Genomic DNA, 21545 nt, shown 5'->3' on the forward strand with positions numbered 1-21545 from the left:
AGCGATCGGTGGTCGATTGCCTATATGAGAAGTCCAGCAGTTTGCGGTGCAGTCGCTCGTACAGTCTCGCAGACCGTGCTCGACGCATTCCGGTCGGCATGAGCGGGCGTGTGCAGACAGTCTCGGCCCGGGAGCCGTCACTCGACCGGCGGGATTGCCCAGCGCGCGTACGTGTTTTCGGGGCTGACGGTGATGACGTCGGCGATGCGGACGATCTCGTCGGGGATGCGGCCACCGAAGTGGTCGAGGTTCGGGATGATGATCGCGTCGGCTTCGGTGCGGGAGACCATGGTTCGGACCCGGACCAGGGGGCGGTCGGTGTCGGGACCCAAAATCAGGGTTCGGCACAGGTCATAGCCGAGGCGGCGTGCCAGATGTTGTATCTGGGCCTCGTCCCATTGCTGTTGTTCCCCCGACACGTCGTGACGGAGGAAGCCGATGGCTGCCGGTTGTGGCCGCATTCCGCCGATCTCCTGTGATCCTCTGCGATCCCATCTTCACGCTACGGCCGGATGGTGGGAGATGTCCGGCGATCCGCCGAGAAATTGCTTGTCGCAAACGTGTCGCGACTGGAGTGTCGAGCTGTCCGTGTCGTGAATGGTCCGCGAAACCGCTTGCTATGCAATGCATTACCTAATTTTGGTGAGCCTTTCATTGCTGGCGGGAAATTCGGGCAACCTATACCGTTTCGGACGTGAGGGACGATTTGGATGGGTCGGTGGCGCTCGTGCACCCGACCGAACCGCATGTGGCGGGATTGGCGACACGGCTGAACTGGTTGCGCGCCGGGGTATTGGGAGCCAATGACGGCATCGTCTCGGTGGCGGGCATCGTGGTCGGGGTGGCCGCGGCCACCAGCAACAGCACCGCGATCCTGACCGCGGGCGTCGCCGGTCTGACGGCGGGTGCGGTGTCGATGGCGCTGGGCGAATACGTGTCGGTGAGCACCCAGCGCGACAGCGAACGCGCGCTGCTGGAAACCGAACGCCGTGAGCTGGCCGAGGAACCGGAAGCGGAATTGGCCGAGCTGGCGGCGATCTACCGCGCGAAGGGCTTGTCCGCGGCCACCGCTCAGACGGTCGCCGAGGAACTCACCGCCCGCGACGCGTTCACCGCGCACGCCGAAGCCGAACTCGGCATCGACCCCGACGAGCTGACCAACCCGCTGCACGCCGCGCTGTCCTCGGCGCTGTCGTTCACCCTCGGCGCGCTACTGCCGCTGCTGGCCATCCTCACCGCGCCCGCGATCCGGGTGCCAGTGACCATGATCGCGGTGCTGGCCGCGCTCGCCCTGACCGGTGCGGTGGGTGCGCGCCTGGGTCAGGCGCCGGTGGCGCGCGCCACCGTGCGGGTACTGCTCGGCGGCGCGCTGGCCATGGTCACCACCTTCGTCATCGGACATCTGGTCGGGATCGCGATCTGAATCACCAGGGCAATTCGCCGGACCGGTCGAAGTAGCCGCCGGTCGGGCCGTCCGGGCCCAGCTGCGCCATCCGCACGATGATCTCCGCGCCCTCCTCGACGGTCTGATGCCCGTGGTGGCCGTTGAGTGCGGTCTTGGTGTAGCCGGGTTCGACGGAATTGATGCGAATTCCGGGGTACGCCTTGGCATATTGGATCGTCAGCATGTTGACGGCCGTCTTCGACGCCGGGTACGCGACGCCCGGATAGCCGTGAGCGTGATTGCCCGGGTCGGTGGCCCAGGCCAGTGACGCCAGCCCGCTGCTGACATTCACCACCACCGGCGCGGCCGAGCGCTCCAGCAGCGGCAGGAACGCGTGCAGCACCCGCACCGTTCCGAAGACATTGGTGTCGAACGTTTCTCGCATCATGTCGGCGGTGAGATCGGCCGCGCCGAGGACGGTGCCGTCGGCGGCCATCTCGGCTTGGATTCCGGCATTGTTGACCAGGACGTCGAGTCCGCCCGCAGCCGTGAGGGTCTCCACCGCGGCCGCCACCGAGGCGTCGTCGGTGACGTCCAGCTGTACCGCCCGCGTGCCGAGTTCCGCTGCTGCCCGCTGCCCGCGCTCGGCATCGCGGCTGCCGATCCACACGGTGTGCCCCGCCGCGATGAGCTGACGGGCCGCTTCGTAGCCGAGCCCCTTGTTCGCTCCGGTGATCAGGATTTTCGTCATGCTTCGAACCTAGGAGTTGAAGCGCGCTCTAAGTCAAGGGTCGAGGCGGTTCCGATGTGCGCGAGCGCGTGTCGCTCCACGTACCGGTGCAGTCTGGCGACCGCCGGGGTCGGGCGATGGTTTCCCGACACCAGGCCGATGGTGCGGTCGCGGGGGATGCTCAACGCGATGCGATGCAGATCGGGGTGCGGGGTTTCGGGTTCCGGTAGCAGGGCGATGCCCAGGCCGTGCGCGACCAGCGAGCGCAGGGTCTCGAACTCGGTGATCTCGAAGACGACCTCCGGGACGAATCCGGCGTCGGCACACCAGGAGTCGAGCATGTGCCGCAGATGGTAGGTGGGCGGGTTGGCGATGAAGCGTTCGTTCGCGAGGTCCGTGAGATCGACCGCGGCCGCGGTGGCGAGCCGGTGGGTGCGGGCGACGTAGAGGTGAATGGGCTGCCGCCCCAGCGGTGTTGCCGGCAGATCGGCAGGTGCGGGGATCATGACGGCGAGGTCGAGACGCCCGTCGCGGATCTGCTCGGCGAGCGCCTCGCCGTGGGCCTGGACGAGGTGCAGCCGAATTCGCGGCGCGGCGGCATGGAATTCGGCGAGCAGCGTGGGAATGCTGATCGGTCCGAGGGTGAGTGGGAACCCGAAGCGGACCAGTCCGCTGTCCGGGTCGGCGTTGTCGCGCACCACGTCGACGGCGTCGTCGAGAGCGCGCATGAGCTCGCGGGTCCGTTCGAACAGTTCGCGACCGGCGGGCGTGAGCGCGATTCCGCGTCCCTGTGGCTGGAAGAGCTGTACTCCCACCACCTTCTCGACACTGCGCAATCGCCGACTCAACGAGGACTGCGGGACACCCAGCAGCTGCGCGGCGCGTGTGATGTGGCCCGCACCGGCGGCGGCGTCGAAGGCGGCCAGCAGTGGAGCCAGGGCTTCCAGCTGCGCCGATACGGACTCATCCATATTCGGATGATAACTCTCCAATCTTGGTCGTGGACGGATGGTTCCGGGCTGGCCGACGATGCGATGAACACCGAAGAGGGGAGTCATCGTCATGACGGCAGGACACGGTTCGGAGTCGAATTCCACTGTCCCGGAGCAGGTTCTCGACGTGGTATTGATCGGCGGCGGCATCATGTCGGCGACGCTGGGCACGCTGCTGTCCAAGCTGCAGCCGGACTGGTCGATGGTCATGTTCGAGCGGCTCGACGAGATCGCGGGGGAGAGTTCGCACCCCTGGAACAACGCGGGCACCGGGCATTCCGGATGGTGCGAGCTGAACTACATGCCCGATCCGCAGGATTCGGCGAGGACCGAGCAGATCGCCGAAATGTTCCAGGTTTCGCGGCGCTTCTGGAACATGCTGGCCGAGCAGGGCGACCTCACCGAACCTGAGTTCCTCAATCCCGTCCCGCATATGGACGTCGTCTTCGGCGAGCGTGACGTCGCCTATCTGCGCCGCCGATACGAGACCCTGCGTGCGCTGCCGCCGTTCGCGGCGATGCGGTACAGCGAGGATCACGCCACCATCGCCGAGTGGGCTCCGCTCGTGATGACGGGCCGTGACCCCGCCGAACCGGTGGCGGCCACCCGCTACGAGGCGGGCACCGACATCGACTTCGGAGCTCTCACACACGCTTTGGCCGAGGTCATGACCGCGGCCGGCGGGCAGATCCGGGTCGGGCACGAGGTGACTCGATTGCGGCGCACCCCGGACGGACTATGGGCGGTCACGGTGCGCGAGCGTGCCACCGGACAGCGATTCACCGTCCGCACCAGATTCGTCTTCGTCGGTGCAGGCGGGTATGCGCTGAGGTTGCTACAGCGGGCGCGGGTTCCCGAGATTCACGGGTACGCGGTCTTCCCGTTCGGTGCCCGATTCCTGCGCACCGACAATCCGGCGGTGGCAGAGCAGCACGACGCGAAGGTCTACAGCCAGGCGGCGCTGGGCGCACCGCCGATGTCGGTGCCGCACTTGGACAAGCGTGTCGTCGACGGCGAGGAGTCACTGCTGTTCGGCCCGTACGCCACCTTCAGCACCCGGCTGCTGAAGCACGGCCGCCGCACCGACCTGTTCAGCACGCTGCGCCTGCGCAACATCATGATTCTGCTGGCAGTGGGGGTGCAGAACCTACCTCTCGTCCGCTATCTGATCACCCAACTGCTCTCGACCCGCCGCCGCGATTTCGCTCAGCTGCAACGGTTCTACCCGGACGCGGACCCCGCCGACTGGTACCCGATTCAGGCGGGTCAGCGCGCCCAGTTGGTGAAACCCGACCCCCGCCGGATCGGTGTTCTGACCTTCGGCACCGAACTCGTCACCGCCGCCGACGGCACCATCGCGGGCCTGCTCGGCGCTTCTCCGGGCGCGTCCACCGCACCCGCGATCATGCTCGACTTGCTGGCACGTTGCTTCCCGGATGAACATCCGCGCTGGGAGCCGTTGCTGCACAACTTGATTCCTGCCGCAGCGATGTCCGGCGACGCTGCCGGAAAAAGGACTGGCGGCCAACCGGTACAGGGTGCTACCTTGCTCGAGCCGTGAAAGAACGTAAGGAGGTGAGTCCCGTGTACGTCGTATCGAACTGGGTGCTCCCCCTCAACACGGTTGGGCGAACGTTTTAGGTTTCGCCACCGGGAGCGCCTGACAAGGCATCCTGAGAGGCAAGCCCATGAATTCAATCAATTCTGCCGCTGGTGGGGAAGAACCCATCGTGGCTATCCGGCGGGTCGCTGACTCGCAGTGGCACGCAATCGAAAACGAGCGGGTCGTCGGCAGTGCGGACGTGTCGGATCGGCCCGACGGACGCAGTTTCGTCAGCATCGATTCCTGGCACGGCTCGGTCTTCGACCAGCTGGCCGCCGCGATGGTGGAAGACCTCGCGCAACCGCTGTACACAGTGGTCGACGAGACCGACGAACAAATCAGATCCGGTTGGGAGAGAGTCGGATTCGCCACTCGGCGACGGGAGTGGGAGTACCTGGTTCCCACCGATCCGGCGGTCACCGGACTCGGCTCGACGCTGCCGGACGACGTGGCGATCCTCGCGGCCGGAACGGTGCAGGAGGGTCCGCTGCGGGCGTTGGATCGGGCGATCCGCGACGAAGTCGAGGCGTCCGTCGGCTGGCAGCAGATGCCCGCCGAGGTGATACCGCGCCGAGACGGGGACACGCTGGTCGATCCGTCGAAGTATGCCGTGGCCACGCAGGCCGGTGAATACGTCGGGCTGATCAGGGTCGTTCAGGTGACCCGGCTGCCTCGGATCGGACTGCTCGCGGTCCGATCCGACCGACACCGCCAGGGCATCGCCCGGGCACTGCTGGCGCACTCACTGGGTGTGCTGCATGAGCGTGGAATCCGCACGGCGTCAACGGAAATCAATGAATCGAACGCGGCGGCGCTGGCGTTGTTCGACGGTATCGGTGCTCGCCGGATGAGCAGCAATCTGGAGTTGGTGCTGCGATGACGAGTCCTTCCAAAAACGGCAAAGGTATCGAGATCCAGGGCACCGTCGTCGAGTGCCTGCGCAATGCCACCTTCACGGTGGAACTGCCCAACGGGCACAAGGTGCTCGCGCACATCAGCGGGAAGATCCGGAAGAACTACATCAAGATCCTGCCCGAGGACCGGGTGCTCGTGGAGCTGAGCCCCTACGACCTCACCCGCGGGCGGATCCTGTTCCGGTATCGGAACTGAGAGTGCTCGCGGCGGCCGGACACTCGTCCGGCCGCCGCGGTCCTCAGCGCAGGGTGAGCGTGGTCGGTAGTGCGGTGAAGCCGTGCACGCTGGCCGCGTGGGTGCGCACGGCCCGTTGCTCGTCGATGTCGTAGTCGCTGACGTGGGCCGCCAGTTCCTCGAGGACCACCCTGGCTTCCAGTCTGGCCAGCGCGGATCCGAGGCAGAAGTGCGGGCCGGCACCGAAAGTCAGCATCGACCTGGTGTCCCGATCGAGGTCGAAGCGCTCGGGATCGGGAAAGACCCGAGGGTCCCGGTTGGCCGAACCCAACAGCAGCAGGACCCGTTCTCCGGCGGGAATGGTCACGCCGTTCAGCGTGACCTCCTCGGTGAGCAGCCGGGCCGACGCGGGGGACGGATGGTCGTAGCGCAGCGATTCCTCGATCCAGTCGGTGACGCGCCCACCGAGTCCGGCCTTACGCTGCAAGGGATTTCGCCACGCCCAGTACCAGGCATTGCCGAGCAGATGAGCGGTGGTCTGGTTGCCCGCCCCGATCATCAGGAACATGAAACCGATGATCTCTTCGTCGGTGAGGCGATCTCCGTCGACTGAGGCGTTCACCAGGGCCGAGATCATGTCCTCGCCTGGACTTTTGCGTCGATCGGCGAGGATCTCGGCGTAGTGGCCGAACAGTCCGATGGCCGCCTCCATCGCTTCGGGTGGAATGCCGGGCACACCGTCCACCCGGTACATCACGTCGATCATCATCCGACCGACGGCGGGCCAGTCCGACTCCGGGATGCCGGTCAGTTCGCAGATCACGTCTGTCGGCACTCGCCCGACGAGGTCGCTCACCAGGTCGAATTCGTCGGATTGCAGAGCCGCGTCCAGGTACCCGCGCACGATGCCCCTGATGCGGTCCTCCAACTCCGCGATCCGGCGCGGGGTGAATCCGCGCGACACCAGGGTTCGCATCCGGGTGTGCTGCGGCGCGTCCATCGCCAGGAAGGACAGGAACCTCGGGGCCACTTCGGGATCCCACGCCCCTTCTTCGAGCAGCACCCCGTGCGAGTTGGAGTACCTGCGCGTATCCCGCAGTGCCGCACTGACTTCGGCGTGCCGTGACACCGCCCAGAAGTCCAGCTCCTCGTTGCGAAAAACCGGAGCCTCCTCCCGCAGCCGCGCGTAGACCGGATACGGGTCCTGGTTGATCGAAAAGTCATACAGGTCGAATTGCAGCCCCACTGGGCCCCTCCCACAGATCACCGACACGATCCCATGATCATCAACACCCCAGCGCCGCCGAACAAGCACTTGCTTGTTAAGTGATGATCAACACTGAATGTTTCTCCACAGCACCGGGTTTCACGCCCAGCCGACTCCCAGCGTCGGGCGCCTCGACATCGGCTCAGCATCACGCTCGGGTATCGCCTCCGGCTGTGTCGAGTCGCACAGCCGCGAGACACGCTCGCGGACAGAGATTTACGATCACCGAAACTGAAGAATCAGGGGGATCGGCAATGGGTGGAGTCGTCGGACGGGCCGGAATCATCGGTGGCGGGATCGGTGGATTGTCCACTGCGATCGGCTTGCGTGCGGCCGGATGGGACGTGACGGTCTACGAGCAGGCAGCGCGATTCGGTGAGGTGGGTGCGGGAATCACCCTGGCCGCCAATGCCTTGACCGCGCTGGATCTGCTCGGCGTGGGTGAGAGGGTGCGGGCCTCGGTCATCGCCGATCGTCGCGCACTGTCGCGCGCTCAGCACGGCAGGGTGCTGGTCGACGCCCAGGTGACCGACTTCTTCGGACCTATCGCCGTCCTGCATCGAGCCGACCTGATCGCGATCCTGGCCGCTGCTGTCCCCGCGGAATGCGTGCGTTCGGGCAATCGGGTGATCGGGGTGCACGCCGACGGTCGGATCGAAACTGAGTCGGACACAGTTCAATATGATCTCGTGGTCGGAGCCGACGGGGTGAACAGTGTGGTCCGTCAGCGCCTGTGGCCGCAGGCGGGGCCGGTTCGACGGACGGGGATGACCGCGTGGCGGTGGGTCCTCGACACTCCCGCACCCGACCCGGTCGGCGTAATCCTGGGCAGTCACGCCGAATTCGGGGTGGTGCCGATGGCGGGTGAGCGGACCTACGTGTTCGCGGCGGCCCGGCCCGGGATCTCGAGCCTGGAACACTTCGCCGACTGGCCGGATCCGGTGGCACAGGTGATCGCCGCCGCCGATCCGTCTCGCATCGTCACCGATGAACTGCTGGAGATCCCGGTGCCACGCCGACTGTGGAATGACCGCGTCGTGCTGGTCGGTGATGCCGCGCACGCGATGCGGCCCACACTCGGACAGGGCGCGGGCATGGCGCTCGAGGACGCCGTCACGCTGGCGGCCTGCGCCCCGGATCTGGCTGCGTATTCGGCCGCCCGGCGACCTCGGGTCGCGAGGATGAGCCTGCTGTCGCGGCACGGAATGCGTTTCAGCTCACCGGGATCCGGGCTGCTGGCCGCGGTTCGCGACGCGGCGTTGATGGCTACACCCAACGGCGTGGCGATCCGGATGTTCCGCTCCAACAACAAGCGGACCGTTCACGGCTGGCAGCCGCCGACGGGGCCGAGCTCGACGGCAGACAGCAATGTCTTACCGTGACTGCTCGACCGTGCGGACTCCCAGCGCGGCGGTGGGCACCGAGATTTCGGGGATCGCGGTGAGCGCCGAATCAGGGGTGGTGGTCGGTCCCGAGCGCAGGCGCAGCGGGTCGACGATTCGCAGTGACGTCGCTGCGACCACCGCCACGAAGGTGGCTGCGGCGACGTGCCAGAAGTTGTCCAGGCCGTGGTTGCCGTCCGGGTTGAACACCAGCATCAGCCAGGTGCACAGGCCGACGAGCGCCATCAGAGTATTGGTGGACAGTGCGAAACCGGCGGCCAGCGCCAGCGGCCAGGAGTAGTACCAGGGCAGTGCGGCGGGGGAGAGGATGACGATGCCGACGAAGGCGATCACGATGCCCAGCACCGCTTCTCGCTCGCTGTGCCGGAATCGCCACCAGGTCCAGACCAGCATGGCGGCCAGCGCCAGCATGCACAGGGATCGGATCGGGTCGAGCAGCTTGTCGGGATTGAGCGGCGTCACCCAGGTGATGACATTGCGGATGATCGTCGGCAGCGAGAGCCACTGGATGATCTTCTTCGACCCCGACAGTGCGGTCAGCCAGCCGATGCCGACACCCGCGCTCGCCGACGCGGCCGCGAAGACCGCGGCGAACACCGTCAGGCCCAGCCCGCCGATCTTGGCGAACATCAGCGCGGGATGTGTGGTGTCCTCGGTCGATTCGGCGGCCCGACGCTGCCGCTCGTGCAGCATCCAGATCCACACCAGGAACGGCAGCGCGACACCAGCGGTCGCCTTGATGGCCACGCCTATCGAGAGCACCACGATCCCAGCCACATGGTGTCGCTCGAGCATGAGCGCGATGGCCGCGCACATCAGCCCGACCATCAGCATCTCGTTGTGCACGCCACCGAAGAGGTGGATCAGCACCAGCGGGTTGAGCACCGCGAGCCACAGTGCGATCGTGGGCTTTCCGCCGAGGTGCCTGGTCAGATACGGCACCGCCCACATCATCAGCGCGAGCCCAGGGAGCATCACCAGTCGCATCGCGATGGTGCCCGCGACGACATTGTCACCGGTGATGCTGGTGACCGCGCGGGCCAGCAGCAGGAAGACCGGACCGTACGGCGCGGTGGTCGTGGTCCACACCTGGCTCACATTGTCCAGCAGCACACCGGGATTGGCGACCGGCCCCACCGCATACGGGTCGAAGCCGTCGCGCAGCAGGGCGCCCTGTGCCAGGTAGGAGTAAGCGTCGCGGCTGAACATGGGCACCGCGAACAACAGTGGGGCACTCCAGATACCGACGATGGCGCGCAATTCGTTCAGCGTCACCTCGGTGCCGGGGCTGTCGCCGGTGCCGATCATGGTGCGGCCCAAACGCACCCACGAAGCGATCATCAGCAACACGCCGATCCAGATGACGATGGTGGACAGCCCGTAGCCGTGGCCGAACCGCAGCCACGACAGGTGCAGCGCCTCCAGCAGTGGATCGTGCACGCGGGTGGCGCCCGCGCCGAACCCGCCGACGGTGATCATGATCGCGCCGAGGAAACCGGAGATCGCGTGATGTCCCTCGGGGCTGCGGGCAAAGTCTGCGAACGCGGCCGTCGCTGGTGTGGCGACAGCACGAGTTTCGGAGTCTGCCATGCGTTTTCGATCCCCCTGAATGGCTGGCGGCGGGGAATATCTACTTGTCGTTCACCACCGGTCAAGGTGCTCGACGCTACCGCCTCGGCCGCGAAATAGTAAGCAATGGAAATAGTCCAGACCGGTCCTGCACCAACCGTTTCGGGATTTCGGGGCTGTCGGGCAGTGCGTTCAATTCGTGGGAGCGCCGAACCAGTCGGGCAGCGAGCCGAGCAGATCCTGCTGATCGTCACCGACCCACGCGATGTATCCGTCCGGCCGCAGCAGCACCGCGGGCACCGCCAGTTCGTCGCTGACGTCGACGATGTGGTCGATGCGATCTGCCCAGCCCGCCACCGAGAGTCGCCCGGTCTGATCGAGCAGTAGGCCGCGCCCGCCGTGCAGGAACGAGTAGAGGCGACCGCGCTTCAATTCGATGTCGCGCAGTCGCCGCCCGAGCAGCTCGTGTCCCGCGCCGAGGTCGTAGCGGATTCCGATCGCGGTGATCTTCTCGGTCAGGTAGCGGTTCACCTCGTCGAGGTCCATCAGTTCCGACAGCAGTCGGCGCACGGACTGTGGACCGGGCGTGGCCGACATGAGCTCGGATTGCACGCGGGTGCTGTTCAGTGCGTCGTCGGCTACCGGGCGGCGCTCGGATTCGTAGCTGTCCAGCAGTTCTTCCGGTGCCCAGCCGTCGATTTCCGCGGCGAGTTTCCAGCCAAGGTTGAATGCGTCCTGAACTCCCAGGTTGAGACCCTGGCCACCCATCGGCGGATGGACGTGCGCGGCGTCGCCCGCCAGTAGCACCCGGTCCACCCGATAGCGGTCGGCGAGCCGGGTGGCGTCGCCGAAGCGTGAGAGCCAGCGCGGGGAGTGCACGCCGAAGTCGGTGCCCGCGACCACATTCAGTCGCTGCTTGAACTCCTCGAGAGTCGGCGGGACCGAGCGATCCTCGACGACCGTTTCGGCGGGCACCACGACACGGTAGATCCCGTCACCGGAAGGTCCTGCGCCGAAACCCTTTTCGGTCTTGCGGACCTCGGTCATCACCGCGAGCACCACTTCCGGTGTCGCGGTCAACTCCATCTCGCCCAGCAGCCATTCGGATCGGGCGGGCTCCCCGGGGAATTCGATGCCGAGCAGCTTGCGGACCGTGCTGCGGCCGCCGTCGCAGCCGACGAGATAGCGCGAGCGCAGTCGGGTGCCGTCGCTCAACTCGACGGTCACCCCGTCCCGGTCCTGACTCAACCCGATCAGTTCGGCCCCACGACGGATCTCGGCCCCGAGGTGGACCGCGTGCTCGAGCAGCAGCCGTTCGGTGAGGTTCTGCGGGATACCGAGGGTGTAGGGGTGCGCGGTGTCCAACTGTTCGGGTCGCGGTTTGACGATGCCCGCGAAGAACCCGCCGATCGGATGCTGCTTGCCCAGCGCGAGAAACCGTTCCAGCAGTCCGCGCTGATCCATCACCTCGACACTGCGTACATGCAGGCCCAGTGAGCGCACCTGCCCGGTCGGTTCGGTGTCCTTCTCCAGCACCAGGACCTGCACGCCGTGCAGCCGCAACTCGCCCGCCAGCATCAATCCGGTCGGTCCGCCGCCTGCCACGATCACGTCGATCATCAAATCCCCTTGTTCGGCGAGGCGGCCGATCGGCCGACCGATTCTGGCTTCGGTGGAAATTCTGCGGTACGACCCGGATCGCACCGAAAGCGGCCGAGTAATAGAGCATTCGCTCTGTTAACCTTCGGGGCGAGCCATCACCACAGGAGCAGACATGAATCGCATCACCGGTTTCGCCAATGCCGTCTATCCCGCAACGGATTTGGATGCCAGCGTCAAAGCGTTCACCGCACTGCTCGGAGACGATCCGGTCTTCCGAACCGCTGACTATGCCATGTACGCGACCGGCATCGCGCTGTCCTCGAAGCCGTGGGTCCAATTCCCGCTGCCCTTCTGGAACGTCGACGATATCGCCGTCGCGCATCAGGAGATGATCGCGGCGGGCGCGACGGCGCTCGGCGAGGTCGCCGACGGTTCCCTCGCCGAGATCGGCACCGCCGTCGTCACCAACGGCGACCCGGCGACCGGAATCGTCGATATGCCCGGCAGCAGGCTCGCGGTGCTGCGTGCGGCTGACGGCAATCTGATCGCGATCAACCAGACCACCGGCTGGTAGTGGCTCTGCGACAACGTCGCGAAAAAGTTTCTTCGGGGCCGTGTCGATCTGTCGGGTTTGCCGTTCGACCTTGAAGTGAGAGGGTCGGACAGCGACCCGGAAAAGGAGAACGATCGTGAAGTACATGCTGATCTGGCGGGCCAGCGACGAGGGCAACGCGTCGATGGCGAACGCCGACTTCGAGAAGATGATCGAGACCGTCGGCCGGTTCAACGACGAGATGATCCGCGCCGGGGTGCTGCTCGCGGCCGAGGGGCTCGACGGGCCAGAAGAGGGTGTGGTGGTGGACTATTCGTCCGAGCCGCCCGTCGTCACCGATGGCCCGTACGGCGAGACGAAGGAACTGTTCGGCGGGTTCTACCTGCTGAATGTCGCCTCCAAGGAGGAGGCCGTCGAATGGGCGCGGCGCGCACCGTCGTTCGGGGCGGGCTTCAAGACCGAGATCCGTCGGGTGACGACCATCGACGAATTCCCGCAGGACAACGAGTGGGTCCAGAAGGAACGGGCGTGGCGCGAAGCCACCGGACAGCTGTAAGGCGCTGAGCAGATGGTCGATACCACCGGCCGCGAGGCCGTCGCCGCCGTCTGGCGGATCGAGTCCGCGCGAATCGTCGGCGCGCTCGCGCGCTACACCGGCGACTTCGCGCTGGCCGAGGACCTCGCGCAGGAGGCATTGGCCGAGGCGCTGGTGAACTGGCCGCGGGACGGGGTGCCGCACAATCCCGCCGGTTGGTTGCTGACGGTCGGGCGGCGGCGCGCCATCGACGCGTTCCGCCGCCGCTCCGCCCTCGACGACCGGTACTCCGTCCTCGCCCGCGATCTGGGCGAGGGCGGGGTCGCCGCCGGCGGTCCGGCCACGGAAGTTGTTGACTCCGAACCACTCTGGGACCCCGACCAGGTCGATGACGATGTCCTCGCGCTGATCTTCATCGCCTGCCATCCCGTGCTGACCCGTGAGGCCCGCATCGCTCTCACCCTGCGCGTGGTCGGCGGTCTGTCCAGCGACGAGATCGCCAAGGCCTTCCTGACGCCGACCGCGACCGTCCAGGCCCGCATCACCCGAGCCAAGAAAACCCTTGCCGCAGCCCGTGTTCCGTTCGCCGTCCCCTCCGCCCAGGACCGCCACGAACGCCTCGGCTCGGTCCTCAGCGTCCTCTACGTGATCTTCACCGAAGGCTCCTCGGCCACCTCCGGCCCCGACCTGATCCGCCTGGACCTGGCCGCCGAAGCCCAACGCCTGGCCCGAGTCCTGTCCCGCCTGATACCCGCCGAACCCGAAGTCCACGGCCTGCTGGCCCTATTGGAACTCACGGCCGCACGCTTCCCGGCCCGCACCGACGCCCACGGCCACCCGATCCTCCTCGAACACCAGAACCGCCTCCGCTGGGATCACGCGGCGATCCGCCGCGGCCGCGCCGCACTGGACCAGGCAACCAAGGTCGGCCGCGGCTTGGGCGCCTACGGCATTCAAGCCGCCATCGCCGAATGCCACGCCGTCGCCCCCTCGGTCGACGCCACCGACTGGAACCGCATAGTCCTGCTCTACGAAGCCCTGGGCCGCCTCGCACCATCCCCGATCGTCGACCTCAACCGCGCAGTCGCAGTCTCCATGGCTCAAGGGCCCGCCGCAGCCCTCGACCTCGTCGACAACCTCGAAACCTCCGCCGCCCTGGCCAATTCGCACCTACTCCCCAGCGTTCGCGCCGAACTGCTCATCCGTTCGGGCCGCACCGCCGAGGCCCGTACCGAACTCGACCGCGCAATCGCCCTGTGCGGGAACGAATCCGAACGCACTCTCCTGACCAAGAAGCTCGCCGACCTGACCTAGAAATGGGCCCGCGCTGAACGTACGCACCGAGGCGCTCGGGTATCGATCCGCGTCAGCACTAGAACGAGGATCCGCCTCCTGAAAAATCGACACCCTGCCCCCGATCGCTGATGTCCCGACGCCGATATTCCTGCAGGTAAACGTCCCGCCACCGCGGCCAATCAAGATACTTCTCACCAGCTCCCGCCCGATAGCGCCGATACTGCCCCTTCCTGGTCCGCCCCACCGACCGCTGCGCATCCCGCGCAGCTTTCCGCGCGGCATGCTCACCCCGCCTCTGCTCCGGGCCCGTGAGCGTCACTGGCGGATCCGCGAAAATCCCCGACCGCTTCCACCACATAGTGACCCCCTCAGCTGGAGATATAGGGAGTACTTCCCCACCGAACGCTTCGATGTTAGGGACCGACGCTCGTGCCGGACTATCAGTCGATTGCCCTAATCGCGGTCTAGGGCATCGCAAAACGAGGAATAGCGCCCCGCCCAATCCCTGAAACGCCAGCGCCCGGAACCTGCCAGAACATCCCTGGGTAGAGGAGGCCTGAGCATCGTGGCATGCAGAGCTGTAGCTGAATCGGTTCGCCGACCCTCGTCTGGATGCCACTTCGGCATTGCCCTCGGCACAGGGACTGCGCCCAGGCATAGCTCGATGCCGGGGTCATACGGGTTGGATCACGAGCCTGCGACCGGGCGCCGTCCGATCGCTATTTCGCTGCCCGCAAATGCTATTCGCGGGGTGGTCCTGCGCGCCGCCGGGAATGTCGGATGGCGCGGGTGCGCAGGTCGGTGAGGGTGGCCACGGCCAACTCGCCCACGTGATGTCGGGTGTTGACCTTCGGGATACCAGTCGGATCCAGGGGCGGTGGCGCTATCCAACCCGTTCGGCCCGCGAATGGTGAATCCGGTGGCATGACAACCGTTTTCCAGCCGGTCGGGGTGTCGTTGACCAGTGCGTGGCAGGCATCGCAGGCCAAAGTCAGATTCTCGATATCCGTCGGGCCACCCTTGGACCAGTCGCGGATGTGATGCACCGCAGCCAACGTCGCAGGTGCGTTGCAACCAGGACGCGTGCACCCACGCTCTGCGGCGATCAACGCCAGACGCTGTGCCGGGTTGGCGAGGCGGTGCACCTTACCCAGGTGCAGGGGCATCCCGTTGTGGTCGAAGATCGCCAGGAACGGGGTCGACTTCTCGGCCAGGCGCAACGCTTCCGGCAGCGGGACGCTGCCGCCGGATGCGGTGGTCGCCACACCAGCCCGCGCTTCGACCTCGGCCAAGCTCATCGTGAGAATCGTGGAGACCGGCAGGCCGCGGTGGTCGCCGAGGTTGGCGGGGCCGCGTTCGGGGCGCAGGAATGCCACCAGCGCATCATGATTGCGTTGCGCCGTCGAACGCCGGTCACGGTTTGCGGCAGCGTCGAGGATATCGCGGTCGACATGCTCGGGAGCCCACGGGCTTTCGGGGTCGGCTGGGTTGCACATGCCGGGGCGGGCGAGTTTGGCCAGAACGGGTTCGAGCAGTTCACGCAGTGTCGTGGTGATTTCACCACTCAGCGGCGACATTCCATCCACGCGCCGCTTACCCAACGTGACACCACGACCACGCTGACGGTCTTCGTCCTCGGTGAGGCTGCCGTCCGGGTCGAGGTAAGCCAGGATCCGATCACCGATTTTCGGCAGATCATCCGGAGTGGTGTTGGTGGCGAATTCGGCGAGTTGGAATTCGACGGTTTCGCGTTGTTCGACATCGAGTTTCACCGGCAGCCGGTCCATGATGCGCCCGATGACGCGAGCGTGCTCAGCCGACACCAGCCCTACCGATTGGGCGGCCGCGGTCCACGGCAGCCACGGTGGCAGCATCTGTCCGGACACTTCGCGCATGCCGAGCAGGGTCGCGGCCCGACACCGAGCGCGTGCGTCGGCAGCACCGAGGTGCAGGGTGTGTTCCAGGAAGCGTGGCATCGACTTCAACCCGGATTGCGCCGGGATGCCACGCATTTCGATTTGATTGAGCACCCGATGCTGCACCGCGGCCATCCGGCGCGAGCACGACTCCATCTCCTGCAACAACTCGACAACCTCGGAATCCGACATCGGGTCGAGGTTGTCTTCGGCCAGGAAATCCACGTCATCGGAGAGGGCTGCCACATGTTCTGCGGCAGTCGCTACGAATGTTCCCCCTCCCGAAATCATGAACCAATTCTACGCCGCAGAAACCGCCGAATCGACTGAATTATATTGTGATTCAGTTAGTTTCAGAGTTTCCCACGTTTGATAACTCGGGGGCGAAACGGGTCGGCCGTGGTGCTCGCACAGCATTTCGAGCATGGCTAGCGCGCGTTCAATTTGGCGTGTGTTCCGCTCCATCTGGGCCTGAATTGTCGACAGGCGACGCTGGCGGGACTCTATACCATCAAGCCACCGCAACCATCGCTACCGCTCGGCTGCATGCCACGGGTGCGTCAATGCGGCGGCCCACGCCTTGTCCCACGGAAATAGATGGATGTAGTCGGCGCCGGTGCCGGGCTCGTGTTGCTTGTAGACCTCGTCACCGACCAGTACCGTCACGCCCCACTCGGACAGGTCGCGGATCGCGTTCTGGAGTGCGGGGAAGCTGATCTGCGCCCAATTCGAAAACGGCATGGCGACAACGGGCAGCCGTTTGCCGACCGCCTCCACCAGCAGACCCAGGGGCAGGGTGTCCGAGATCCCAGCGGCCCACTTGGCCAGCGAGTTACAGGTGAGCGGCGCGACGATCATCGCGTCCGGCGGAGGCAGGACGTCCGGGGCGTCAGGTTCCTTGTACTGGCTGCGCACCGGGTGCCCGGTCTTGGCCGCCAGGGCGTCAGTGTCGATGAACCGGCGACCGTCCGGGGAGGCGATCACGCACACCTCCCACCCGTCGGCCTGCGCGAGATCCACCAGCTTGCCGATATCGCGGGCGGCAGGTGAACCGGTGACGATGGCGTAGAGAACGGGTGCCCCGTGATCGTTCATGCTCCCCAGTGTTTCACCTACGCACCCCGCACCAGGCCGCAAAGTTCGACAAGCTCGTGGTGGAACGCGAATCGCTCACTGCCAGAGCGCGAACCATCTCGTGGACTTGCGGGTGATAGCGGGTCAGCTGCGGCGCGATGGCGCGGGCAGTGTTCAGTGATTCCAGAGCGCGCGTACGGTCGCCGTGCAGCAACCATGCCCGCGACAGGTCGATGAAATAGTGTCCGGTACGACTTGGAGCGGCTCCACGCGGCAGCTTGATGGTTGCAGCACGACTGACAGCGGTTGTGCCATCGGACAATTCGACCGGCACCGCTACACGATGAATATCGACGTTGGCGGCGGAGAACTTTGTCCCATAGTGATTTGCCTGTTCCTGCTGGGCCATGGTTCGTGTGGCGGCGGCACTCAGATAGTCGTTGGCCAGGTCGGAGTTTCCGGTGCGGGCAGCAAGCACGGCGGCTCTCAGGTCCAACGCACCCCGGACCGCCTTGGATGCGTCGGTGACAGGCGCGAGATCGGCGTAATCGGCTGCGCGGCCGATGGTTCGCAGGCCACCCTTGTACGCCCCATCGAACAGCAGGATCAGCGCATGGTTCCACTCGGCGGTCGCGGCACGCAATGGGTCGCCACCGAGGGCCGCATTCGCACGTGCGCGTTCGTCGGCGAGATGAGCCAGGTCCAGGTGACCGAGGCGGTACAGCGACACGACCGCGTAAGAGTATGCGGCAGAAAGCATTTCCCGGGCCGACGGTTGGCCCGCGGCGGGCATTTCATTGCACGCGCGGTGCAGGTGGCGCAGCACGTCAGGCAGCGCCCCCACCACCTGGGCGTGCTTGGTCTTGCGGTCCCATGCCTTTACCTCGGCAAGTGCTGTCGCGAGGTCGGCCAGTGTGCGGGTCTCGGTGTCCACCTCTGGGTCGTCACCTTCGACCAGCGCTTGCCGAAGCGCCGGCACGCTTGCCTGCTCCGAGCTAGGCAGCGCGTTGCGGGATCCGTAGGGCTGCTCGGTCAAATCGGTCACGCTCACCGACAAGGCGCGTGCGACAGCGGCAGTCAGGCTGTGCGTCGCGGGACGTTCCCCGGACTCCACTTTGCTGAGTAGCGAATTCGAAACGCTCGCCCGCCGGGCAAGCGCGAGCTGCGTCAACCCGCGCAGTCTGCGGACCTCAGCGATACGGGCACCGATGCTGAAATGTCGCTCCACGGTCACCATTCCAGCGTGACCCGTCTGCTCTGATCATTCAATACCCGCTGGTGTGGCAATCCTGTGGAAGCTCACGCCTGAGTTCGCGCGCACGCTCACCTCCACGCATTCGCTTCCGGCCGAGGCCATCTCCCGGCGGCGGGCGCTTTCAACCGAGACAAGGGCAGAGAAATGCATCGGAGGGGTACCGGTGAGGCGGGAACCAACAGCACTCGGACATATCAACGACGACGTGACCACAGCGCCGGAATGGGACAAGGCGGTGTGTTCACGGTTGGCGCGGCGGCTCGGCTATGTGCTGCTGTGGCCGCCCGAGGACTCTCGGCTCGGACTGATTGATCTGGTGCGCGAAATCGACGTAGACGCCGTGATCACACCATCCTTGGCTCATATGGACGCGCTCACCCTGGATCGGATCATGCACGCGTGTGATGTCGAAACAGCTTGTGCGCGCGAGACGTACGGCCGCTATTTCGGAGGAGGGCGGCACGGATGTCCGGCCTGACTCCTCTCAACCTCACCGATTTCGCTGTGGTCGCGGCCTTGCACGCTGGTGAAGGGGCAGATATCGGCCGCGTGGCGAGGGCGGTCGCGGCCCCGCCGTCAGGTCCTGGTGTGCGGTTGACCGAGGACTCCGTGCGCCGCGTGCTGACCCGCCTCGAGGCGCGTGGGATCGCCGAGAATGCCTCCGCCAGTTGGCAGCTCACAGCCCGAGGTCGTGCTCTGTGGGCGAGCAAGGGTGGCAGTTACACGCTGTGAACTTCCACCCGGCGAACGGGTGGCAGGTAATAAGAGTAGTGAGGGAAAACTAATGCTACGCAATACTTCTCGTGTCGGACTGCTCCTATCCTCGATGGCCGCGACGCTCGCGGTCGGCGTCGGAATCGCCGCCGCCGGGGGCACCTACGGCGACAAGGATTGGTGCGACTCGCAGGACAAATGGCACTCCCAGGAGTGCTACGACGCCTACACCTATCAGAGCCCCGATCAGGCGCTGTGTCTCAAGAACGCCACCTCGTGGCTGTCGGAGTGCTACAGGGGCAACTGCCCGGTGTGGACCTCCCCCTACGGAAACAAACCCAGCTAAGGTGCCTGCCATGCCTTCCACATTTGACGGCGTCGGCGAGTTCGGCGAACCGGTTGCCACTCGCGAACTCGAGTCCCAGCAGCACGGCGGGCCAGTGACCGTCGCGATCGGCAAACCACGCCCAGACTCGAACCGTGACGGGATATGGCTGTGCCCGTGGCGGATCGACGGCATCGGCGAGACGTGGGCCACCGGCAACCCTGGGCGCGGTATCGACTCGTGGCAGGCCCTCGAATCCGCCATGACAATCGCACTGGCTGCGTTGGAGGGCTCGGGATACCCAGTGCAGCCTCCCGGCCGCGACGCCGAAGACGAATAGCCGACTATCGACGCACTCCCGTCACACAGACAAGCGCCCCGCCTCTGGAGTTGCCCAGGGGCGGGGCGCTTTTCGCTACTCAGCTAGCTCGTATTCGGTCGTATCAAGATGTCGGGGAGTGGTCCGGATGTTTCGGGGCGCAGGCCTTCCTCGGCGAACCATTCCCACCGGAATATGCGTGTCTGAATCGGTGCGGGGATTCGGCGGAGGGTGCGCGCGATGCGGCCGAAGCGGCTTTGGCCTTCGAGGATGGTGCGGTGTTCGGCCAGGGCGCTCATTCGCTGGGCTGCGAAGGCTCCGACGTCGATACGGTGGGTGATGTCTGCGCGAGGGGTGTAGCCGTCGCGGATTTCTGTGGCGTCGTATCCGAGTAGGCGGGCTGGAGTGGTCAAGCGCTGCAATAGTTCTCGTGGCAGTGTCGCGTTCAGTACTCGTGGGATGCCTGCCATTTTGGCGGCGAGTAGGCCGACTTCGTGAACTCGAATGTGGTCGCGGTGGCCGTAGCCGCCGTTTCGGTCGTAGCTCAACAGTAGGTCCGCGCGTTCTTCGGAGAGGATCGAGGCCAATCGTTGGGCGGCCTCGTCGGGAGTTGCTCGTACGAAAAGTGTTCGGCCGGGCGGGTTGGGATACAGGATCGGGCCGTGTCCGCTGTCTGCGTAGCCGAGGTGTTCCACCCTGGCTACTCCGAGAATCGCCGCGCTCGCACGCAATTCCAGGAGCCGGGGAGCAATGGCCCCCTCGAACTGCTCCATATGCCCGTCGCAGGCCACCACGATCACCGTGCGATGCCCCGCAAGCGCCAGCTTGGCGAGGGTGCCACCGGTCAGCGTGATCTCGTCGTCAGGGTGCGCATGCAGTGCCACGATCGTCGCCACCGCACCAGTATGGCTGTGCTACTGCGTGATTCATCGGCGAACTCCGGCGATGGCGGTCGCAGTCAGGAGTTTCGGAATGCTCGTCGGTAGGCGCCCGGCGTGGTGCCGACCTGGTTGCGGAAGCGGCGGCGCAGATTCACTGCTGAGGTGAGGCCGACGCGGGTTGCGATCGCGTCCACGGGGAGTTCGGTGTCTTCCAGTAAGGCGCGGGCCTCGATCACTCGCCGCGATAGCAGCCACGCGCCCGGGCTGGTGCCTAGTTGGTCGGTGAAGCGGCGGGCCAGGGTGCGGGGTGAGACGTTGAGGTGCGCTGCCATATCGCCAACCGACAGTGACGTCCCCAGCCGTGCGGCCGTCCACTCGAGGAGGCCGTCCAGTGCGTCCGAAGGTGGTGGGGGCGGGGCGTATTGCGCCTGGCCGCCTTCGCGGTGCGGCGGCATCACCATGTGCCGTGCGATGAGCGCGGCGTGCGCGGCACCGTGGTCCTGCCGGACCAGGTGCAGGCACAGATCCATACCGGCGCCCGCACCCGCACTGGTGGCGACATCGCCGTGGTCCACGTAGAGGACGTCGGGCTCCACCCGAATCAGCGGGAACTGCGCGGCGAGTTCCGCTGCCCGCGCCCAGTGTGTTGTCGCTGATCGACCATCCAGCAACCCCGTTCGGGCCAGTGCGAATACACCAGAGCAGATCGTGACGAGTCGCGCACCGCGGCCGTGCGCCCGCAGCAACGCGCGCCGCACCCGATCCGAAAGCGGTGTCTCCGTGGACGACCAACCCGGAATGAGCACAGTGTCCGCGGACGCGAGCGCGGAGAGACCTCGCGTGACCGACATCGCGTACCCAGCCGTGGTCGGTACCGGTCCGGGCGTCTCGGTGCACACCTCAAACTCGTAGTGCTGCGGTATCTCGGCTCGCACCGTGCCGAATACCTCGAAGGCGCAGCCGAGTTCGAATGTCGGCTGCACCGGCGTAACCAAGGCAACCACGCGATGCATGGCAGAAAAGTACCCGATGGTGTCC

At 66.0% G+C, this 21545-nt stretch carries 23 protein-coding genes; 12 read left to right on the forward strand and 11 right to left on the reverse strand.

The features are described from left to right. Nucleotides 1-137 precede the first annotated feature (137 nt). The gene (locus OG300_RS11755) at nucleotides 138-461 is read right to left on the reverse strand and encodes a hypothetical protein (protein WP_405495075.1); all 324 of its coding nucleotides are present in this window, start codon (nucleotides 459-461) and stop codon (nucleotides 138-140) included. A 233-nt stretch (nucleotides 462-694) separates the two neighbouring features. Here OG300_RS11755 and OG300_RS11760 point away from each other — a divergent pair, with 233 nt between their 5' ends. After that, complete coding sequence (locus OG300_RS11760) at nucleotides 695-1423, forward strand: VIT family protein (RefSeq protein ID WP_405495077.1); 729 nt, start codon at nucleotides 695-697, stop codon at nucleotides 1421-1423. Nucleotide 1424: 1 nt separating this feature from the next. Here the strand turns inward: OG300_RS11760 and OG300_RS11765 are convergent, their stop codons facing one another. Beyond that, nucleotides 1425-2135 (reverse strand): SDR family oxidoreductase, encoded by a 711-nt coding sequence (locus tag OG300_RS11765; protein WP_405495079.1) that lies wholly within the window; start codon nucleotides 2133-2135, stop codon nucleotides 1425-1427. Continuing rightward, on the reverse strand, nucleotides 2132-3085 hold the full coding sequence (locus tag OG300_RS11770) for a LysR family transcriptional regulator (protein WP_405495081.1): 954 nt from the start codon (nucleotides 3083-3085) through the stop codon (nucleotides 2132-2134). The genes OG300_RS11765 and OG300_RS11770 overlap by 4 nt, the downstream gene beginning before the upstream one ends. A gap of 91 nt (nucleotides 3086-3176) precedes the next feature. Between OG300_RS11770 and mqo the strand changes: the two genes are divergently transcribed. The 3 genes from mqo (at nucleotide 3177) to infA (ending at nucleotide 5819) form a co-directional block, all read left to right on the forward strand. After that, the gene (gene mqo / locus OG300_RS11775; protein WP_405495083.1) at nucleotides 3177-4667 is read left to right on the forward strand and encodes a malate dehydrogenase (quinone); all 1491 of its coding nucleotides are present in this window, start codon (nucleotides 3177-3179) and stop codon (nucleotides 4665-4667) included. A gap of 169 nt (nucleotides 4668-4836) precedes the next feature. Further along, nucleotides 4837-5589 (forward strand): GNAT family N-acetyltransferase, encoded by a 753-nt coding sequence (locus tag OG300_RS11780; RefSeq protein ID WP_405495085.1) that lies wholly within the window; start codon nucleotides 4837-4839, stop codon nucleotides 5587-5589. Further along, nucleotides 5586-5819, forward strand: a complete 234-nt coding sequence (gene infA, locus OG300_RS11785; protein ID WP_405495087.1) for a translation initiation factor IF-1 — start codon at nucleotides 5586-5588, stop codon at nucleotides 5817-5819. The genes OG300_RS11780 and infA overlap by 4 nt, the downstream gene beginning before the upstream one ends. A gap of 43 nt (nucleotides 5820-5862) precedes the next feature. On the opposite strand, the gene OG300_RS11790 is transcribed toward infA, so the two are convergent. Then, on the reverse strand, nucleotides 5863-7038 hold the full coding sequence (locus OG300_RS11790; protein WP_405498529.1) for a cytochrome P450: 1176 nt from the start codon (nucleotides 7036-7038) through the stop codon (nucleotides 5863-5865). 281 nt (nucleotides 7039-7319) lie between these two features. On the opposite strand from OG300_RS11790, the gene OG300_RS11795 reads away from it, so the two are divergent. After that, on the forward strand, nucleotides 7320-8447 hold the full coding sequence (locus tag OG300_RS11795; RefSeq protein ID WP_405495089.1) for an FAD-dependent monooxygenase: 1128 nt from the start codon (nucleotides 7320-7322) through the stop codon (nucleotides 8445-8447). On the opposite strand, the gene OG300_RS11800 is transcribed toward OG300_RS11795, so the two are convergent. Next, nucleotides 8439-10058: an alpha-(1->6)-mannopyranosyltransferase A gene (locus OG300_RS11800; RefSeq protein ID WP_405495091.1), complete on the reverse strand. Its 1620-nt coding sequence runs from the start codon at nucleotides 10056-10058 to the stop codon at nucleotides 8439-8441. The two genes, OG300_RS11795 and OG300_RS11800, sit on opposite strands and share 9 nt — an antisense overlap. 171 nt (nucleotides 10059-10229) lie before the next feature. After that, nucleotides 10230-11657, reverse strand: a complete 1428-nt coding sequence (gene rox / locus OG300_RS11805) for a rifampin monooxygenase (protein WP_405495093.1) — start codon at nucleotides 11655-11657, stop codon at nucleotides 10230-10232. 154 nt (nucleotides 11658-11811) lie between these two features. Between rox and OG300_RS11810 the strand changes: the two genes are divergently transcribed. From OG300_RS11810 to OG300_RS11820, 3 genes are all read left to right on the forward strand, one after another. Beyond that, complete coding sequence (locus tag OG300_RS11810; RefSeq protein ID WP_405495095.1) at nucleotides 11812-12213, forward strand: VOC family protein; 402 nt, start codon at nucleotides 11812-11814, stop codon at nucleotides 12211-12213. Nucleotides 12214-12328: 115 nt separating this feature from the next. Next, nucleotides 12329-12748 (forward strand): YciI family protein, encoded by a 420-nt coding sequence (locus OG300_RS11815; RefSeq protein WP_405495097.1) that lies wholly within the window; start codon nucleotides 12329-12331, stop codon nucleotides 12746-12748. Nucleotides 12749-12760: 12 nt separating this feature from the next. Further along, entirely contained in the window at nucleotides 12761-14041 is a 1281-nt protein-coding gene (locus tag OG300_RS11820; RefSeq protein ID WP_405495099.1) for an RNA polymerase sigma factor, read from the forward strand. Between the two features lie 722 nt (nucleotides 14042-14763). Here OG300_RS11820 and OG300_RS11825 read toward each other — a convergent pair. The 3 genes from OG300_RS11825 to OG300_RS11835 form a co-directional block, all read right to left on the reverse strand. Beyond that, a complete protein-coding gene (locus tag OG300_RS11825) occupies nucleotides 14764-16230 on the reverse strand; it encodes a DUF222 domain-containing protein (protein ID WP_405495100.1) in 1467 nt (488 codons plus the stop codon). 240 nt (nucleotides 16231-16470) lie between these two features. Continuing rightward, a complete protein-coding gene (locus tag OG300_RS11830; protein WP_405495102.1) occupies nucleotides 16471-17034 on the reverse strand; it encodes a flavoprotein in 564 nt (187 codons plus the stop codon). 13 nt (nucleotides 17035-17047) lie between these two features. After that, nucleotides 17048-18247: a helix-turn-helix domain-containing protein gene (locus tag OG300_RS11835; RefSeq protein ID WP_405495104.1), complete on the reverse strand. Its 1200-nt coding sequence runs from the start codon at nucleotides 18245-18247 to the stop codon at nucleotides 17048-17050. A gap of 46 nt (nucleotides 18248-18293) precedes the next feature. Between OG300_RS11835 and OG300_RS11840 the strand changes: the two genes are divergently transcribed. The 4 genes from OG300_RS11840 (at nucleotide 18294) to OG300_RS11855 (ending at nucleotide 19647) form a co-directional block, all read left to right on the forward strand. Further along, nucleotides 18294-18746: a hypothetical protein gene (locus tag OG300_RS11840; RefSeq protein WP_405495106.1), complete on the forward strand. Its 453-nt coding sequence runs from the start codon at nucleotides 18294-18296 to the stop codon at nucleotides 18744-18746. 116 nt (nucleotides 18747-18862) lie between these two features. After that, complete coding sequence (locus OG300_RS11845) at nucleotides 18863-19000, forward strand: hypothetical protein (protein ID WP_405495107.1); 138 nt, start codon at nucleotides 18863-18865, stop codon at nucleotides 18998-19000. 94 nt (nucleotides 19001-19094) lie between these two features. Further along, complete coding sequence (locus OG300_RS11850; protein WP_405495109.1) at nucleotides 19095-19328, forward strand: hypothetical protein; 234 nt, start codon at nucleotides 19095-19097, stop codon at nucleotides 19326-19328. 10 nt (nucleotides 19329-19338) lie between these two features. Next, a complete protein-coding gene (locus OG300_RS11855; RefSeq protein ID WP_405495111.1) occupies nucleotides 19339-19647 on the forward strand; it encodes a DUF6968 family protein in 309 nt (102 codons plus the stop codon). An 83-nt stretch (nucleotides 19648-19730) separates the two neighbouring features. Here OG300_RS11855 and OG300_RS11860 read toward each other — a convergent pair whose 3' ends face one another. Together OG300_RS11860 and OG300_RS11865 are read right to left on the reverse strand one after the other, a co-directional pair. Next, complete coding sequence (locus OG300_RS11860) at nucleotides 19731-20522, reverse strand: PIG-L deacetylase family protein (protein WP_405495113.1); 792 nt, start codon at nucleotides 20520-20522, stop codon at nucleotides 19731-19733. Nucleotides 20523-20584: 62 nt separating this feature from the next. Further along, on the reverse strand, nucleotides 20585-21520 hold the full coding sequence (locus OG300_RS11865; RefSeq protein WP_405495115.1) for a GlxA family transcriptional regulator: 936 nt from the start codon (nucleotides 21518-21520) through the stop codon (nucleotides 20585-20587). Between the last annotated feature and the right edge of the window lie 25 nt (nucleotides 21521-21545).

The sequence above is a fragment of the Nocardia sp. NBC_00511 genome (genome assembly GCF_045161165.1).
In the GTDB taxonomy this organism is placed as follows: domain Bacteria; phylum Actinomycetota; class Actinomycetes; order Mycobacteriales; family Mycobacteriaceae; genus Nocardia.